We start from the raw sequence: 17,023 nt of genomic DNA, 5'->3' as shown, positions 1-17,023 counted from the left end.
GATTTACTCGAAATATAGCATTTCTACTCATGGTTTATCTGTCTACACAGTATCGATTCAGTTGAAGAAACGGCTAGATGCGTTAAGGTGTCAATTCCGACACCGAAACCGCAGTTTGCAAGCGGTCACTGATCACATTGCGCATTAAACTTGCCAGGTCGCGAAAGGTAGCACGTGCTGGTGAGGTGTTTCGCCAAGCTAACATGTGTTGCCGTACAATCGGCATGTCAGCCAGTTCGCATACATGCAACGCTTCTGGGTTGTGCAGCTCTGAATGAACATAAAGACCAGGCAAAAACGCCATGCCCATGCCCATTACTACCATTTGCCGCAACGTATCCAGACTCGTACCTTCGTAATCGCGATCAACGTTAGCTCCCAACTGAGCACAAATTTCCTGTACCTGATAGTGAAAGTGATGGCGGTCTTCCAGCGCCAGGATTTTCTGTCCTCGTATCTCTTCCGGCTCGATGAAGTCCCGTCCCGACATAGGATGGTCGGCGGGTAGAACGAATTTCAAAGGCTCAATGAACAGCGGTTGTGTTTGAATTTGTGAATCGCGGTTCGACATCGGCGAAAGCGTGATGTCGAATTCACCCGCCAGTAGGCCTTGTAACAGTTGTTTCGGCGCAGCTTCGCGTACATAGAACTTAAGTCCCGGTCGTAAGCGGTGAATATCTGGCAATATGTGTGGTAGCAGATACGGCCCCAGCGTGGGCGGAATGCCTAAACGGTATGTGGTTGAGTCACCTTGCGATAGCGACTGTGCCATTTCACCAAACTGCATAGTCGATTGTAAAACCGCATCGGCATATTCAAGTAAGGCCTTGCCCTGAGCGGAAAGCAAAGTGCCTGAGCGAGAACGTTCGAACAGCACCAAACCCAAGTTCGTTTCCAGTGTGCTTATCTGGCTGGTAAGGGTAGGTTGACTGATACCTAAAATTTGCGCAGCACGGCGAAAGTTAAGGTGTTTAGCTACGGTAACAAAGTAGCGAATTTGATTAAGCGAAGGCGCTTTACCGTTAAAAAACATAGGGACCATCTGTCTGTTAAACGTATTATTTTGTTGTGTGATAGCTTTTTGCTATCGCGATATACTCTATACATCTATAAAGCTATCAGTCAATCTTGTCAGTATAGATTTAAACTAAAGTTTATCCGTGTACCTAGGAGTAATAAATGGATCACGTAATTTCTGGCGTAGCTAAGTTTCAGCGCGACGTTTATCCTGAAAAGAAAGAAACCTTCAAAAAGCTGGCAACCGGCCAGAATCCTGAAGTATTGTTCATTACTTGTGCAGACTCCCGCATCGACCCGAATCTGGTAACGCAAACAGATCCAGGCGAGCTTTTCATCTGTCGCAACGCTGGCAACATTGTACCTCCTCACAGTAACCAAACCGGTGGTATGACTGCATCAATAGAGTTTGCCGTTGCAGCACTAGGCGTTACCCACATCGTAGTATGTGGCCATACCGATTGTGGTGCAATGAAAGGTGCACTAAATCCTGAAAAATTGGATAGCTTGCCACATGTTAAAGAGTGGTTAGGTCACTGCCGTTGCGCCACTGAAGTCGTTAAGGAAAAGCATGGTGGTGAACTTAATGCTGATAGCTTAGCTGAAGTGACTAAAGAGAACGTATTGCAGCAAATGCAACACCTAAAAACCCACCCAGCAGTAGCCGCTAAACTGGCGACCAAAGCCGTTCAGCTACACGGTTGGGTATATGACATTGAAACCGGCATGGTCCATTGCTACGACCCTGAAACAGAGAGTTTCAAAGAAATGGAACAGGCCTATGCTGAGCGCACTTTAGTGGTAGGCGCGTAAGGAAATAGCCTATGAAACTTGATTTATCGTTTAGTGAAATAAAGAACGATTTACCTGCCAGTATCGTTGTATTTTTTGTCGCGTTACCACTTTGTTTGGGTATCGCTCTGGCTTCTGGCGCACCGTTGTTTTCCGGCGTTATCGCCGGCATCATCGGTGGTGTTATTGTTGGCCTGATGAGTGGTTCTCGCCTTGGTGTAAGCGGACCAGCAGCAGGATTAGCGGTAATCGTTTTTGATGCCATTGGTACACTTGGCAGCTGGGAATTATTTCTGGTTGCCGTGGTACTTGCCGGTGTATTCCAGTTAATTCTTGGATTTATGCGCGCTGGTTTTGTTGCCTACTTCTTCCCCACGTCGGTCATAACCGGCATGCTGGCAGGTATCGGTATTCTGATCATTCTGAAACAGTTACCTTACCTATTTGGATGGCATTCTGATTTTCTGGGAGAAGAAGCTTTTAACCAGGTAAATGGAGAAAATACCTTCTCTGCAATCGAGCACGCGGTGTCTCTTATGTCACCAGCTGCGGTTGCGATTTCGGTGGTTTCTCTAGCCTTGCTGGTTATTTGGGACAAGTACCTCACCAAAGCGCACAAAATTTTCCAGCTCATTCAGGGCCCCATTGTGGTGGTTCTGCTGGGTATTGTTGCGTCAATCGTGCTTGCGCAAGCCGGTATGCCGTTACAGGCCGATCAGCTGGTAAGTCTGCCGGTTATCGACAGCTTCGAGGCATTTAAAAATGAGATGGCATTCCCTGCATTTTCGGAAATGCTGAACATTGATGTGTTTACCATCGCACTCGTGATGGCAGCGGTTGCCAGTATTGAAACACTGCTTTGTGTTGAAGCTACCGATAAACTTGATCCGCAGAAGAATACAACACCAACCAACCGTGAACTGAAAGCGCAAGGTATTGGTAACATCGTTTCTGGTCTGGTAGGCGGATTACCTATTACTCAGGTAATTGTTCGTAGTTCTGCGAATATTGCCTTTGGTGGTAAAACCAAAATGTCAGCCATTCTGCACGGTGTTTTTCTGTTAATCGCGGTATTTGCAGCAGCCACTATGCTGAACCAGATCCCGTTGGCATCGTTAGCTGCCATTCTTATTACTGTTGGTTACAAGCTGGCTAAGCCTGCCATGTTTAAAGTGATGTACAAAACGGGTTGGGAACAGTTCTTACCCTTCGTTACCACTATCCTGGTAATGGTATTTACTGACCTTCTAACAGGTGTGGTAACAGGCCTTGCAGTGAGCGTTTTCTTCACACTGAAACACAGCTACCGCAATTCATACCAGTTCACTGAAACCGTGAACGAAGAAGGCGGTGCGAGAACGCATCACATTGTTATGGCTGAGGAAGTTTCTTTCTTTAACAAACCTAGCATTTTGAAGAAACTAAACTCTATTCCAAAAGATTCCAAAGTCGTTCTGGATTTCTCAAAGAGTAAGTCAGTGGCTTTCGATGTAAAGGAATTGGTTAAAGATTACCTCGACCAAGCCGGTAGTAAAAACATTAAAGTTGAAACTATACAGTTTCAGCAATAATGGAATGTTGTAAGACGCTTTCTGTTATTTAGTCCTACAGTTAAAGGGCCGATTTAGGCCCTTTTTGTTTATCTCAAAAAATTGGTTTATTGTTTTACTGACAGTGTAATCACTCATCACCTCGTTCAAATGAGTACCTTTGATAGAAAAAAACTATCGCGAGTAGTAGTGTTTTTCTATAAAGCTATCAGTTAAAAATTCTTTTAATAGAATAATGATAATACCATGTTAATTTGAGGTAAATTTTATGGACCACGTGATCTCTGGTGTCGCAAAGTTTCAGAAAGAGGTATTCCCCAAAAATAAAGCAACCTTCGAAAAATTGGCTAATGGCCAAAATCCCGAAGTCCTTTTTATCACCTGCGCTGATTCGAGAATCGATCCCAACCTCGTGACTCAGACCGGCCCGGGTGATCTCTTCATCTGCCGTAATGCTGGCAATATTGTTCCTCCGCATACCACCCATACCGGCGGTATGACCGCTTCTATTGAATTTGCCGTTGCGGCTTTGGGTGTAAGCCACATCATCATTTGTGGTCACTCTGACTGCGGCGCGATGAAAGGTGCACTTGCCCCTGATTCACTCGATGCATTACCTCACGTCAAAGAATGGCTTGGTCACTGCCGTTGCGCCACCGAAGTGGTGAAGGAAAAGCACGGCAATTTATCAACTGATTATCTCGATGAAGTCACCAAAGAGAATGTATTGCAGCAAATGCAGCATATTCGCACCCATCCTGCCGTTGCAGCGAAACTTGCCACTAAGCAAGTTCAATTGCATGGTTGGGTTTACGACATCGAGTCTGGTGACGTGCTTTGCTACGACGAGAAAGCTGAAGCATTCAAACTGCTTCAGGATGTATATGGTGGAAAACCCTTTGGCGAGAAAAAGTAGGAGGCGAGTCAGATGAAAAACTTACTTTCTAATGTAAAAGGCGATTTAACCGGCGGCCTCACAGCTGGTATTGTTGCGCTGCCGCTAGCTCTCGCACTTGGTGTGGCATCAGGTGTCGGCCCAATGGCAGGACTTTACGGCGCTATTGCGGTTGGTTTTTTTGCAGCATTATTAGGTGGTACGCCGTCGCAGATTTCAGGACCAACAGGTCCTATGGTGGTCGTTCTGGCAGGCTTGTTTGCCACGCTTTCGGGTGACCTAGGCTTGATTTTTACGGTGGTGATGCTCGCCGGTCTGCTACAGATTATTATGGGCTTTACCGGTGTCGGTCAGTATATCCGACTGGTGCCTTATCCAGTAATCTCCGGCTTTATGTCGGGTATTGGTGCCATCATCATTATTCTGCAACTTGGCAGATTGATGGGGCATGAGCCGCCGGGAGGCACTATTGGTGCGCTTAAATACCTTCCTACGGCGCTGTCTGACATCGATTTCGTCACCCTTGGTCTTGGGTTAGGAACATTGATTATTGCCTATAAGTGGCCGCCCAAATTGGGCAAAGTGGTACCGGGTGCGCTCGCAGCACTGATCATTGGTACACTGGTGAGCTTAGGTCTTGAAACGCCAATTCTTGGCGATATTCCAACAGGTCTACCAGAGCTGCACATGCCGGTATTCGATCAGTCAAAATTACTTCTGGTGCTGGAAGCTGCCTTCATTCTCGCTATCCTGGGCGCAATTGACTCGTTGTTAACGTCTCTTGTGGCGGATAACATGACCCGTACTCGTCACGACAGTAACAAAGAACTTATCGGCCAGGGTGTTGGTAACACGGTTGCTGGTCTGATTGGTGGTATTGCGGGTGCTGGCGCGACGATGCGTACGGTGGTGAATATTCGAAGCGGTGGTAAAGAACGCTTGTCGGGTATGGTTCATGCGCTGGTACTGCTAGCGATAGTATTGGGCCTTGGTCCATTAGCTGCGCAAATCCCTCACGCCGTATTGGCTGGTATTCTGGTGAAAGTGGGTCTGGATATCATCGACTGGAGTTATCTGAAGCGCGCGCACACTGGGCCGCGTTGGGACTTCGTTCTCATGTTGCTGGTACTGGGGCTGACGGTATTTGTAGATCTGATCACTGCGGTGGGCGTCGGTGTGGTATTGGCTGCATTAGCCTATGTTAAGCAAATTGCGCAGCTTCAGCTTGATGAAGTGAATAATCTGCCAGAAACATCAACCGATCCTGAAGAAGACGCGCTGCTTAAACAGGCTGGTAACAAGGTACGTATCTTCAGCTTTGGTGGTCCGTTGAGTTTTGGTGCTGCCGCTGATTTAGGCCATCACGTTCGTGAGAAAGTAAAAAATGGTTCACGGGCGCTTATTCTAGACTTCAGCCGCGTTCCTTCCATGGATGTCTCTGCTGCAATGGCGGTGGAAACTATCACATCTGATGCGAAGGCTGCAGGCCGTCACGTGATTATGTGTGGCGCAGCAGCGGCTGTACAGACCGTGCTTGAAAACATTAACGCGCACCAGAGTGGTGTGGTTGTAACGCCAGACCGCAAAGCGGCGCTAGCTAAGGCGATGGCATTGGTGAATGAGCCGGGAAAGGATAACGGCAGTCCGGGTGCTGCCGCAAATTTCATCCCAGCGAAATAATTATTAATCATAAAAAAAGGGCTTCCAAACGGAAGCCCTTTTTACTTGTTCTTTTTTTACCAGATTTGCACCCGATCTTCCGGTGCAAGATACAGTGCATCGCCAGGCTTCACGTCGAAGGCTTCGTACCATGCATCCATGTTACGTGGTGTCAGTGTACGGTAGCGAGCTGGAGAGTGCGGGTCAGTGCGAAGCTGATTAATCAGACTTTGCTCTGTACGCTTCTCGCGCCAAACTTGCGCCCATGCCAGGAAGAAGCGTTGATCGCCTGTCAGACCGTCGATAACAGGGGCTTCTTTTCCATCAAGGCTTAACTTATAAGCTTCATAAGCCATTGCCAGACCACCCACGTCACCGATGTTTTCACCCATGGTCAACTGACCATTTACATGTTGTCCTTCTACCGGCTCGTATGCATCGTATTGGGCACCCAGCTGTTCTACTTTTGCAGTAAACGCTGTTAAATCTTCATCAGTCCACCAGTTACGCTGAATACCGTTGGCATCAGATTTTGAGCCCTGATCATCAAAACCGTGACCCATTTCATGACCAATAACCCCACCAATTGCGCCATAGTTTACCGCTGGGTCAGCGTTCGGGTCGAAAAACGGTGGCTGCAGAATCGCTGCAGGGAATACAATTTCGTTAAACGAAGGATTGTAATACGCATTCACAGTTTGTGGCGTCATGCCCCAGCGCTCACGATCGGTGGGCTTCAGCTCGTTCTCAACGTCTTTTTCATGGAAAAATTTACGTAAGTTACGAATATTCTGTACCAGTGTGTCGCTACTGATTTCAAGACCACTCAGGTCAACCCACTCATCTGGGTAACCGATTTTAGGACGGAATGCTGCCAGTTTAGCGCGTGCTTCTTTCTTGGTTTCGTCACCCATCCACTCCAGGCCATCGATACGCTTGCCCAGTGCGGTACGCAGGTTTTCAACTAGCTCCGACATTTGTGCTTTTGAGCTTTGTGGGAAGTAGCGGTCAACGTAAATTTTACCCAGCACAAAGCCAAGTGATTCGGTTCCTGAGAGTTGTCCAACAGCGCGCTTCCAACGTGGGCGAGGCTCTTGCTGACCGTTTAACGTACGGCTGTAAAAATCAAAGGATTCGTTATTTATTTCTTCGCTTAGCAATGAAGAATTGTTGCTAATGGTATGGAAGGTTAGATAGGTTTTCCAAATACCCAGGTCGGTTTCGTTGATAATGTTGATGACATCTTTCAGCGGTTCTGGGGTACTGATGTTCAGTTCTGGTGCTTTCAGATCAGACTGGGCCAGGAAAGTATTCCAGTTGAAGCCCGGATAGGCATCGCTGAGTGAGGCGCGCTCAATTTGGTTCAGGGTGAGGTCGCGGTTACGGCGTTTCGCACGGGGCCACTGCGCATCGGCAATGCGGGTTTCTAATTCAAGAATTTGCTGCGCACCTTCTGCTGGGCTCTCAGCACCTGCAAAGGCCAACATCTTCTCTACGTGAGCAACATAGGCTTCGCGAATTTTTACGAAACGCTCTTCATCACTGAGGTAGTAATCGCGATCAGGCAGACCCAAACCACCTACACCTACTGTTACCTGATACTCATTAGGATCGAGGCGGTTATAACCCAGGTAAGAATAGATTGGCGTGGCACTGCCGTATAACCATGACTGACCAAAGACACGAGTAAGGTCATCGCGGTTACCAATTTTGCTGATCATGCCAAGAATGTCAGAGATGGGTTCGATCCCTTTGGCATTGATGGTGTCGGTATCCATGTAAGCAGAATAGAAGTCGTGAACCATTTTCTCTTCGGTATTGAGATCCTGCTTCGTCATCAGGTCGTCAACGATAGCTTTTACCTGTTCTTCACTGCGGTCTCGTAATGCGTTAAACGCACCAAAGCGAGTTTTGTCAGCCGGCAATTCGTAATTTTTATACCAAGTGCCGCTGGCATATCCAAAGAAGTCATCTCCGGGTTTAACTGACGTATCCATGGCGGTTAAATCCACACCAAAACTGCCCAATTCAGGCTTGCCGGCTTCTGCTGTAGTTTGTGCTTCTTTTGCCGGCGCGGAAGACGTCGACTGTTCTGGTTTACTACAACCAGAAAGGCTGAGTGCTGCAGCAATAGTGGCAGCAAGTAACTTATACTTCATTGTCGTTTCTCTTTGTCGTTATGGCAGTGTCGGGTGTGACAGCTGCTGTACTTGTTGTTTTCAGTTTATTTGTCATTGCTTCGTTAAACGGTAACACAGTTGCCGCCTGTTGGAAGTAATGGGAAATTTGGGGCGTTTCCTGATGTAAAAATTCTTCTACAGCACTATGGAAACGGTTATCAAATAAATGGTGAAGAGATACACAAAAGGTTGGCTCGAAGCCGCGTAAAATTTTATGTTCACCTTGTGTCCCCGGATTAAATAAAGGTAATCCATGCTCAATGGCGAATGCAATGCCTTGATTGTAACAAGATTCGAAATGCAGCCCATCGATGTCCTGCAGGCTCCCCCAATAGCGACCATAAAGGCCCTGTTCATCGTAAAAAAACAGTGCGCTGGCAACCGGCTCCCCGTTCCTGGAGGCCTTCACTAACAGAATGTGGTCAGCCATAGTACGGAAAATAGCTTCGAAGAACTCAGGGGTGAGATACCCGCTGTGCCCCGACCGCTTTAGATAAGTTTGCTGGTAACAGAGAATAAAAAACTGAATATCGTCGTCAGTCAGTTCGGCACCTTTAATACGCTGGATGGTAACCCCAGCTGCATCAAGTTTTTGACGTGATTTTCGCAGTGAACGGCGTTTTCTTGATGTTAGTGCAGCAGTGAAATCATCTTCAGTTTCGTACCCATAGTTGTACCACTGAAACTGTACGGAATAGCGACGGGCAAAACCATTCTGTTGCCAGGATAGAGAATCAGCCTGAGGGCTGAACAGAATATGCAGCGATGACACGCCATCGTTTAGCAAGGTATTGAGCGAAGCGTGGATAGTGGGAAGCACGTCATCAGCGTTGTATCCGTCTGCAACCAATAACCTTGGGCCGGTAACGGGAGTAAACGGGATAGCGCTAATCCATTTTGGATAATAATCCAAACCATGTTGCTCGTAGGCATGCGCCCAACCGTGGTCGAACACGTATTCGCCGTAGCTGTCGGCTTTCAGATAGCCAGGCATGGCGGCAATCAGTTTTGACTCGTTATGTACCAGCAAAAAATACGGATGCCAGCCTGTCCCTTCACCCACACAATCCGTATTTTCCATGGCTGACAGAAACGGATATTGCAAAAACGGCCCGGCAGACGATGCAAGGGCTTGCCAGGCGGGTGCTGGTATCGCATTAATAGATGTGACAAAGGATGTGGTATATTTCATCTCAGACACGAAGTTAGCTGTTCACCAGAACACGCTGTCAATATAAAGCCAATGTTAGTTAGAAATCTGATAATCCGACACCATGACAGACCCCAACCGCAAAATCATTATTGACGCGATTACCCGCATGCTGGCACGACGAGAGCACAGTAGGGTAGAAGCCCGCACAAAGCTAAGCCAAAAGGGGTTTGACCCAGAGGCATATTTGCCGGTTCTGCAGGAGTTCACCGAGGCTGATATTCAAAGCGATAGTCGTTATGCTGAAATGCGTGTTCGCGCCTGCGCGTCAAAAGGGATTGGGCCTGAAAGAATACAACGAGAATTGTCGCAACATCAGATTGATCATTATGTGGTGCAGGAAGCCATGAAAGAAGCCGATGTAGATTGGTTTGAGTTGGCGCTAAACGTAAAAATAAAGAAATTTGGAGAGGGCCGGGAAACTGACTTTAAAGCCCGTCAAAAACAAATGCAGTTTATGAATTATCGCGGCTTTACCCGTGATCAAATCCAATATGCCGTCAATGGCGACTAAAACCCGACTAAATTAGCAGCGAATCCTTAACAACCACGCGCTTTCCATGATATGTTTGCGCCCTGCGGGCGGCGCACCTGTTCGGGTGCCATTTTCCCCACCATTTTCATGCATCTTCGGTACATCGCGGATATTTTCCCTAGCACCGATGGGATGTGCACTGTTAATAAAAGTAGGAAGTTTGGATTTCAATGACATTATCAACTGCTGACATACGCCAAAAGTTTATCGATTACTTTAAGAGTCACGGCCACCAGGCAGTGGCAAGTTCTTCTCTGGTGCCGGCAGATGATCCTACACTCCTGTTCACCAATGCGGGTATGAACCAGTTCAAAGACGTGTTCTTAGGGGCAGAAAAGCGCAGCTATAGCCGCGCAGTTTCTTCTCAGCGCTGCGTTCGTGCAGGTGGTAAACATAACGATTTAGAAAACGTGGGCTACACCGCTCGCCACCACACCTTCTTTGAGATGTTAGGTAACTTCAGCTTTGGTGATTACTTTAAAAAAGAAGCAATCAGCTTTGCGTGGAATTTTCTTACCGTTGAACTGGGTCTGCCAAAAGAAAAGCTATTGGTAACCGTGTATTCCGAAGATGACGAAGCGTTCGCTATCTGGGAAAACGAGATCGGTGTGCCTGCAGAAAAAATTATCCGCATCAATACCTCCGATAACTTCTGGTCCATGGGTGATACCGGCCCGTGTGGTCCGTGTTCCGAGATTTTCTACGATCACGGCGAGCACATTTGGGGGGGGCCTCCGGGCACGCCTGAAGAAGACGGCGACCGCTTCATTGAAATCTGGAACCTGGTTTTCATGCAGTTCAATAAGCAAGCAGATGGCACCATGGAGCCGCTGCCGAAGCCTTCTATTGATACCGGTATGGGCCTTGAGCGTATTTCTGCCATTCTTCAAAATGTGCACAGCAACTATGAAATCGACTTGTTCCAGAACCTCATTAAAGCGACAGCTGACATCACTGGCGCAACTGATCTGGAAAACAAATCTTTGCGCGTGGTAGCGGACCACATTCGTTCATGCGGCTTCTTAGTGTGTGATGGCGTTATGCCAAGCAACGAAGGTCGTGGTTATGTACTGCGTCGTATTATTCGTCGTGCGGTTCGTCATGGCTATCAGTTGGGCGCCAAAGACATTTTCTTCTACAAGCTGGTAGCGGCACTGGTGAAGGAAATGGGCGAGTTTTATCCTGAACTGGCTGATCAACAACCGGTTATTGAGAAAGTACTGCGGGTAGAAGAAGAGCAGTTCAGTAAAACCCTTGAGCGCGGTATGAATATGCTGAATGACGCGCTGTCTGCACTAGAAGGTGACACGATTCCGGGTGAAGTGGTATTCAAGCTTTATGATACTTACGGTTTCCCGGTAGACCTGACTAACGATGTGGCTCGTGAACACGACGTTAAAATTGATGAAGCCGGTTTCGAAAAAGCCATGGAAGCCCAGCGCAACCGTGCTAAAGAAGCCAGCAATTTTGGCGCGAACTATAACGACTTGTTGAAAATCGATCATACAACATCGTTCACCGGCTATAACGATGTTGACGGTGAAGCGAACATCGTTGAGCTAATCTTCGACAACCAGTTTACCGACACGTTGACCGATGGACAGGAAGGGGTTGTGGTACTGGATCAAACCCCGTTTTACGCAGAATCGGGTGGTCAGGCCGGCGACAGCGGCGTGCTTAAAGTAGCGGGCGGCGAGTTTATTGTTTCTGATACCCAGAAAATGGGTAACGCTTTTGCCCATAAAGGTAAAGTGGTTGGTGAGATTAAGAAGGGTGAGACAGTCACTGCGGCAATTGACAACGCCAAACGCGAAGCCGTGAAGAAAAACCACAGTGCTACTCACTTACTGCACGCGGCATTACGTGAAATCCTCGGTGAGCACGTAACCCAGAAAGGTTCATTGGTTGAAGCAGCCCGTATGCGTTTTGACTTCTCTCATTTTGAAGCGGTCACGCCAGAACAGCTTCTGCAGGTTGAAAACCGCGTGAACGAGGAAATTCGTGCGAACCATTCGTTGAAGACAGAACTGATGGAACTGGATGAAGCGAAGGCTTCCGGTGCCATGGCGTTGTTCGGTGAGAAGTATGACGAGAAAGTGCGCGTAGTAACCATGGGTCCATTCTCGGTAGAGCTTTGTGGCGGTACTCACGTTCAGCGCACCGGTGATATTGGTTTATTCAAAATCACCTCAGAAAGTGGCATTGCATCAGGCGTTCGTCGCATAGAAGCGATAACTGGCGCAGCGGCAGTTGAATATGTGCAACAACAACAGATTCAGTTACAAACCGCAGCTGGATTATTGAAGACAGATAGCGCGGGCTTGATTGACCGTATCGGTGCATTGCAGGCGCAAACTAAAGATCTGGAAAAAGCACTGACCGCAGCGAAGCAAAAATTGGCTGCGCAACAGGGCGCTGATCTCTTAGGCGATGCTCAGGATATAAATGGTGTGAAAGTGCTGATTTCCGAGCTTGAAGGCGTAGAGTCGAAAGCATTACGTGGAATGATGGACGATCTTAAAAACCGAATCGGCGAAGGCATCGTAGTACTAGGTATGGCTGATGGTGCTAAAGTCAGTTTAATTGTAGGCGTCACCAAACAGCTAACCGGCAAAGTTAAAGCAGGAGAACTGGTTAACTTTATTGCCTCACAGGTTGGTGGAAAGGGCGGTGGCAGACCAGACATGGCGCAAGCCGGTGGTAGTCAGCCAGAGAATCTGAAAGGTGCATTGGCGTCAGTTAACGCATATCTGTCAGATAAGCTATAATCCAGTGTGTAAGGTATACAGTGAGTTTCTTAAGTGACATGGAAACAGGGAATCACTGCTGTTACCGTCGGGTCGTGCCGACGAGTGACGAAAGTTAAGGGAAAGTTCATTTTTAAAGGACAGGAGCAAGCGAATGCTTATATTGACTCGTCGTGTAGGTGAAACCCTGATGGTAGGTGATGATGTTACCGTGACTGTTTTAGGGGTTAAGGGTAATCAGGTACGTATTGGTGTAAATGCACCAAAAGAAGTATCAGTGCATCGTGAAGAAATTTACATGCGCATTCAGGCTGAAAAAGGTGGTCAGCCCGGCAACACTGCTGAATAATCACTTATAGAAAGGTCGGTTTAACCGGCCTTTTTTGTGTCTACGGACTGAAAAAGTTGGCTTTTTATCCGATTTGTTTAAAATGGCAGCATACGATTCATTTTATTGAAAAAAGGGTTTGACTCCCTCACGAGTATCAGTAAAATGCGCACCACTGTTACGGAGAGGTGGGTGAGTGGCTGAAACCAGTTCCCTGCTAAGGAACCATACCTATTACTGGTATCGAGGGTTCGAATCCCTCCCTCTCCGCCACTATTAAGGTTGGAAGTGGTGGCCAACAATAAGTTTTAATGCGCGTGTGTAGCTCAGCTGGATAGAGTACCTGGCTACGAACCAGGCGGTCGGAGGTTCGAATCCTTCCACACGCGCCAACTTACAAAAGCACCACCTTTTACGGTAAAACGTAAAAGTATACTTAAAGCGTGTGTAGCTCAGCTGGATAGAGTACCTGGCTACGAACCAGGCGGTCGGAGGTTCGAATCCTTCCACACGCGCCACATTGAAAAGCCCACCATCTGGTGGGCTTTTTCATTTCAGCTTTCTGCTGCTACTTCTTTTCTCAAACATCGACGTTTTACTCATCCCTTCATATCGCCAGTTTCGCTGCTTTCGTTCAAGGGCCTCGTGCAGTACATAGCATTGCACTGTCATCGTTTGCCCCTTGCTAATAATGAGAAATGGCCCACAATGGTGATAATTTGTACTAAGGAATAAATGCTGACCATAGGTCTTCACAATCTTAATAAATGGACCAAAAAAGCGAACTAAGTGTGAGTTTATGCTTTATTTTTGCATATTTATTGGTTTTATAGGTCTGAAGTCCCATTGTTTTTGCATTTTTAACATGATAATTATTCGCTTCACCCAAATTAGAGGTAATTTATATGGCCCCTGAATCCATGAGCAGCCTACTGGGCGAGGCCGCTACGCTAATGTTTACAGGCATGGCATTCGTGTTCGCCTTTCTTGCTTTGCTGATTGCTGGCGTGCGCTGCATTGCCTGGTATTGCGAAAAGTTTCCAGGCGAGGAACCCGCCGCCGCGCCGGTGCGTACCCGGGCTATGCCGACAGCAAAAGACGCAACAGTTAGCGCCGGAACGATTGCAGCGATAACGGCTGCCGTTCATCAGCACCGAAATAATCAGAAATAGGTTTTTAAGAGGAATCACTATGTCTAAGCCATTGGCACTGACCGAATTAGTTCTCCGCGACGCACACCAGTCTTTACTCGCAACCCGCATGCGCCTGGAAGATATGCTGCCTATTGCCAGTAAACTTGATGATGCCGGTTTCTGGTCTGTTGAATCCTGGGGCGGTGCAACCTTCGACGCCTGTATCCGTTATCTTGGGGAAGATCCCTGGGAACGTATTCGCGCATTGAAAAAGGCGATGCCGAAAACGAAGCAGCAGATGCTGTTGCGTGGTCAGAATTTGCTAGGCTACCGTCACTATGCAGATGATGTCGTAACGCGCTTTGTTGAACGAGCCCATGATAATGGCGTGGACGTGTTCCGTATTTTTGATGCCATGAACGATGTCCGTAATCTGCAAACCGCCGTGAAAGCCGCCATTGACTGTGGCGCCCACGCGCAAGGCACCATGTCATATACCATCAGCCCCATGCACACCATCGATGGCTGGGTTGATATGGCTAAGCAGCTTGAAGATATGGGCGTGCATTCCATCTGTATTAAAGATATGGCGGGTCTGCTGAAACCTTATGAATGTGAAACACTGGTCACCCGCCTGAAAGAAACCGTTCAGGTGCCTATCGCCATGCAGTGTCATGCGACCACGGGCCTGAGTACGGCAACCTATCAAAAAGCCATTGATGCCGGCATCGACATGCTGGACACCGCGATTTCTTCAATGAGTATGACCTATGGTCACAGCGCCACTGAGACCATTGTGTCGGCCCTTGAGGGCACCGAAAAAGATACGGGCTTGTCGCTAGAGGGGTTGGAAGACATTGCCGCTTATTTCCGCGACGTTCGAAAGAAATACGCCAAGTTTGAAGGCAGCCTCAAAGGTGTCGATGCCCGTATATTGTTGGCGCAGGTGCCAGGCGGCATGCTCACCAATATGGAAAGCCAGCTGAAAGAGCAGGGCGCTGAAGACAAGTTTGATGAAGTATTAAAAGAAATTCCGCGGGTGCGTGAAGATCTCGGCTTTATTCCATTGGTAACACCTACCTCACAAATCGTCGGGACTCAGGCTGTTTTGAACGTACTGACCGGCGAACGTTATAAAAGCATTTCCAAAGAAACCGCGGGTGTACTAAAAGGCGAATACGGCGCAACTGCTGCGCCTGTGAATGCTGAACTGCAGGCCCGGGTGCTTGACGGCGGTGAGCCGGTTACCTGTCGTCCAGCTGATTTGATCAAACCAGAAATGGAAAGCCTGACAGACGACCTGACATCATTGGCTAAAGACAAAGGCTTCCAGTTGGCGGATGAACAGGTCGACGATGTACTCACTTACGCCTTGTTCCCGCAAATCGGTCTGAAGTTCCTGCAAAACCGCGGCAACCCAGATGCCTTTGAACCAGCGCCAGGCAAAGAACCGGAAGTGGCTACAGCGCCTGCTGCTGCTCCAAAAACTGCGGGTCAGCCTTCCAGTTACGATGTTAAAGTGGATGGCAAGGTGTATCACGTGGAAGTGGCTGATTCCGGCACGCTAACCAGCGTGACACCGGCTGCAGCGTCTGCGCCTGCCTCGTCTGCGGAGCCAGCACCATCAGCCAGCGGTCAGACCATCAACGCGCCGCTTTCCGGTAACGTATTTAAAGTTCTGGTAAGTCCGGGTGACGTTGTTGCCAATGGTGATGTGGTGATTATTCTGGAAGCGATGAAAATGGAAACGGAAATACGCTCTGCCTTCGACGGAACGGTAAACACTATTCTCGCTAAAGAAGGTGACAGCGTCGCTAGCGGTCAGGCACTGATAGAGTTATAAGCCATGGAAAAACTATACATACTCTGGGACAGCACTGCGCTGGCTCATTTTCAGAGTGGTGAGCTAATAATGATGGCCGTTGGGCTGTTATTACTGTGGCTCGCCATCGTAAAAAAATTCGAGCCCTTGCTGCTGTTTCCTATCGGCTTCGGAGCTTTGCTGACCAACATTCCGCTGGCAGGTTTTTCTGACCCCGGTGGCTTGCTCTATTATATCTACGAAGTGGGTATTCACTCTGGCGTTTTCCCGTTACTCATATTCATGGGGGTGGGAGCCATGACAGACTTTGGTGCCTTGATTGCGAATCCTCGCATGCTTCTACTCGGCGCTGCTGCCCAATTTGGTATCTTTGCCACATTGTTTGGTGCGATAGCGCTGAATTTTATTCCCGGCTTTGATTTTAGCCTGAGAGACGCGAGTGCCATAGCCATTATTGGTGGTGCCGATGGACCAACTGCCATTTTCCTCGCTTCACGTTTGTCGCCAGACTTGCTTGGCGCTATCGCTGTCGCCGCTTATTCTTACATGGCGTTAGTGCCAATAATTCAGCCACCCATTATGAAGGCGCTGACGACTGAAGATGAGCGCAAAATTGAAATGGCACAGCTTCGGGAAGTGAGCCGTAAAGAGAAAATCATTTTCCCTCTGGCCGTTCTGATCTTAACCATTTTGTTTTTGCCCTCGGCGACGCCGCTGGTGGGCATGTTCTGCTTCGGTAACCTGATGCGTGAATGTGGTGTGGTAGATCGCCTGTCCAAGACTGCCCAAAATGAGCTCATCAACATAGTCACTATCTTCCTTGGGCTGGCAGTGGGTTCCAAGCTTTCGGCTGATAAATTCCTTACCGTGGAAACCTTAGGGATCCTGGGCCTGGGCGCGATCGCCTTCGCAATAGGTACTGCTGCGGGCGTACTCATGGCAAAGGTTATGAATAAAGTGAGCGGCGGCGGTATTAACCCATTGGTTGGTGCTGCGGGTGTGAGTGCTGTGCCTATGGCGGCCCGTGTGGTTAATAAAGTCGGTTTGCAAAGCAATCCGCATAACTTTTTGCTCATGCACGCCATGGGGCCAAATGTGGCAGGCGTACTGGGCTCTGCCGTAGCAGCGGGTATCCTGTTGGCGCTGGTGGGTTAA

Annotated in this window: 14 protein-coding genes and 3 tRNA genes; 13 read left to right on the top strand and 4 right to left on the bottom strand. The window is 48.2% G+C overall.

Features of this window, described 5'->3' with window-relative positions:
* Positions 1 to 82 precede the first annotated feature (82 nt).
* Positions 83 to 1,033 (bottom strand): hydrogen peroxide-inducible genes activator, encoded by a 951-nt coding sequence (locus tag ACXAGX_RS09120; RefSeq protein ID WP_474817860.1) that lies wholly within the window; start codon positions 1,031 to 1,033, stop codon positions 83 to 85.
* 146 nt (positions 1,034 to 1,179) lie between these two features.
* On the opposite strand from ACXAGX_RS09120, the gene ACXAGX_RS09115 reads away from it, so the two are divergent.
* The 4 genes from ACXAGX_RS09115 to ACXAGX_RS09100 all read left to right on the top strand — a co-directional run bounded on the left by ACXAGX_RS09115 (position 1,180) and on the right by ACXAGX_RS09100 (position 5,934).
* A complete protein-coding gene (locus ACXAGX_RS09115) occupies positions 1,180 to 1,830 on the top strand; it encodes a carbonic anhydrase (protein WP_474817862.1) in 651 nt (216 codons plus the stop codon).
* Between the two features lie 11 nt (positions 1,831 to 1,841).
* Positions 1,842 to 3,380, top strand: coding sequence for a SulP family inorganic anion transporter (locus tag ACXAGX_RS09110; protein ID WP_474837858.1), 1,539 nt, complete (start codon positions 1,842 to 1,844; stop codon positions 3,378 to 3,380).
* A gap of 247 nt (positions 3,381 to 3,627) precedes the next feature.
* A complete protein-coding gene (locus ACXAGX_RS09105; protein WP_474817864.1) occupies positions 3,628 to 4,275 on the top strand; it encodes a carbonic anhydrase in 648 nt (215 codons plus the stop codon).
* Positions 4,276 to 4,287: 12 nt separating this feature from the next.
* Complete coding sequence (locus tag ACXAGX_RS09100) at positions 4,288 to 5,934, top strand: SulP family inorganic anion transporter (RefSeq protein ID WP_474837856.1); 1,647 nt, start codon at positions 4,288 to 4,290, stop codon at positions 5,932 to 5,934.
* A gap of 56 nt (positions 5,935 to 5,990) precedes the next feature.
* Here ACXAGX_RS09100 and ACXAGX_RS09095 read toward each other — a convergent pair whose 3' ends face one another.
* Together ACXAGX_RS09095 and ACXAGX_RS09090 are read right to left on the bottom strand one after the other, a co-directional pair.
* A complete protein-coding gene (locus tag ACXAGX_RS09095) occupies positions 5,991 to 8,072 on the bottom strand; it encodes a M13 family metallopeptidase (RefSeq protein ID WP_474817867.1) in 2,082 nt (693 codons plus the stop codon).
* On the bottom strand, positions 8,062 to 9,285 hold the full coding sequence (locus ACXAGX_RS09090) for a GNAT family N-acetyltransferase (RefSeq protein ID WP_474838107.1): 1,224 nt from the start codon (positions 9,283 to 9,285) through the stop codon (positions 8,062 to 8,064). The genes ACXAGX_RS09095 and ACXAGX_RS09090 overlap by 11 nt, the downstream gene beginning before the upstream one ends.
* 82 nt (positions 9,286 to 9,367) lie before the next feature.
* Between ACXAGX_RS09090 and ACXAGX_RS09085 the strand changes: the two genes are divergently transcribed.
* Complete coding sequence (locus ACXAGX_RS09085) at positions 9,368 to 9,817, top strand: regulatory protein RecX (RefSeq protein ID WP_474817868.1); 450 nt, start codon at positions 9,368 to 9,370, stop codon at positions 9,815 to 9,817.
* A 12-nt stretch (positions 9,818 to 9,829) separates the two neighbouring features.
* On the opposite strand, the gene ACXAGX_RS09080 is transcribed toward ACXAGX_RS09085, so the two are convergent.
* Positions 9,830 to 10,015, bottom strand: coding sequence for a hypothetical protein (locus ACXAGX_RS09080; protein ID WP_474817869.1), 186 nt, complete (start codon positions 10,013 to 10,015; stop codon positions 9,830 to 9,832).
* Between ACXAGX_RS09080 and alaS the strand changes: the two genes are divergently transcribed.
* The 8 genes from alaS to ACXAGX_RS09040 all read left to right on the top strand — a co-directional run bounded on the left by alaS (position 10,009) and on the right by ACXAGX_RS09040 (position 17,023).
* Positions 10,009 to 12,606: an alanine--tRNA ligase gene (alaS, locus tag ACXAGX_RS09075; protein ID WP_474837854.1), complete on the top strand. Its 2,598-nt coding sequence runs from the start codon at positions 10,009 to 10,011 to the stop codon at positions 12,604 to 12,606. The two genes, ACXAGX_RS09080 and alaS, sit on opposite strands and share 7 nt — an antisense overlap.
* A gap of 133 nt (positions 12,607 to 12,739) precedes the next feature.
* Positions 12,740 to 12,934, top strand: coding sequence for a carbon storage regulator CsrA (csrA, locus tag ACXAGX_RS09070; protein ID WP_070126998.1), 195 nt, complete (start codon positions 12,740 to 12,742; stop codon positions 12,932 to 12,934).
* Positions 12,935 to 13,095: 161 nt separating this feature from the next.
* Positions 13,096 to 13,186 (top strand) — tRNA-Ser (locus ACXAGX_RS09065).
* 42 nt (positions 13,187 to 13,228) lie between these two features.
* Positions 13,229 to 13,305 (top strand) — tRNA-Arg (locus ACXAGX_RS09060).
* Positions 13,306 to 13,354: 49 nt separating this feature from the next.
* Positions 13,355 to 13,431, top strand: a tRNA-Arg gene (locus tag ACXAGX_RS09055).
* 387 nt (positions 13,432 to 13,818) lie between these two features.
* A complete protein-coding gene (locus ACXAGX_RS09050) occupies positions 13,819 to 14,085 on the top strand; it encodes an OadG family protein (RefSeq protein ID WP_474817871.1) in 267 nt (88 codons plus the stop codon).
* A gap of 19 nt (positions 14,086 to 14,104) precedes the next feature.
* Complete coding sequence (oadA, locus tag ACXAGX_RS09045) at positions 14,105 to 15,889, top strand: sodium-extruding oxaloacetate decarboxylase subunit alpha (RefSeq protein ID WP_474837852.1); 1,785 nt, start codon at positions 14,105 to 14,107, stop codon at positions 15,887 to 15,889.
* Between the two features lie 3 nt (positions 15,890 to 15,892).
* Complete coding sequence (locus ACXAGX_RS09040) at positions 15,893 to 17,023, top strand: sodium ion-translocating decarboxylase subunit beta (protein ID WP_474837850.1); 1,131 nt, start codon at positions 15,893 to 15,895, stop codon at positions 17,021 to 17,023.

Source organism: Alteromonas sp. ABV4_515 (assembly GCF_056160345.1).
This window is presented reverse-complemented; position numbering and strand designations above follow the sequence as displayed.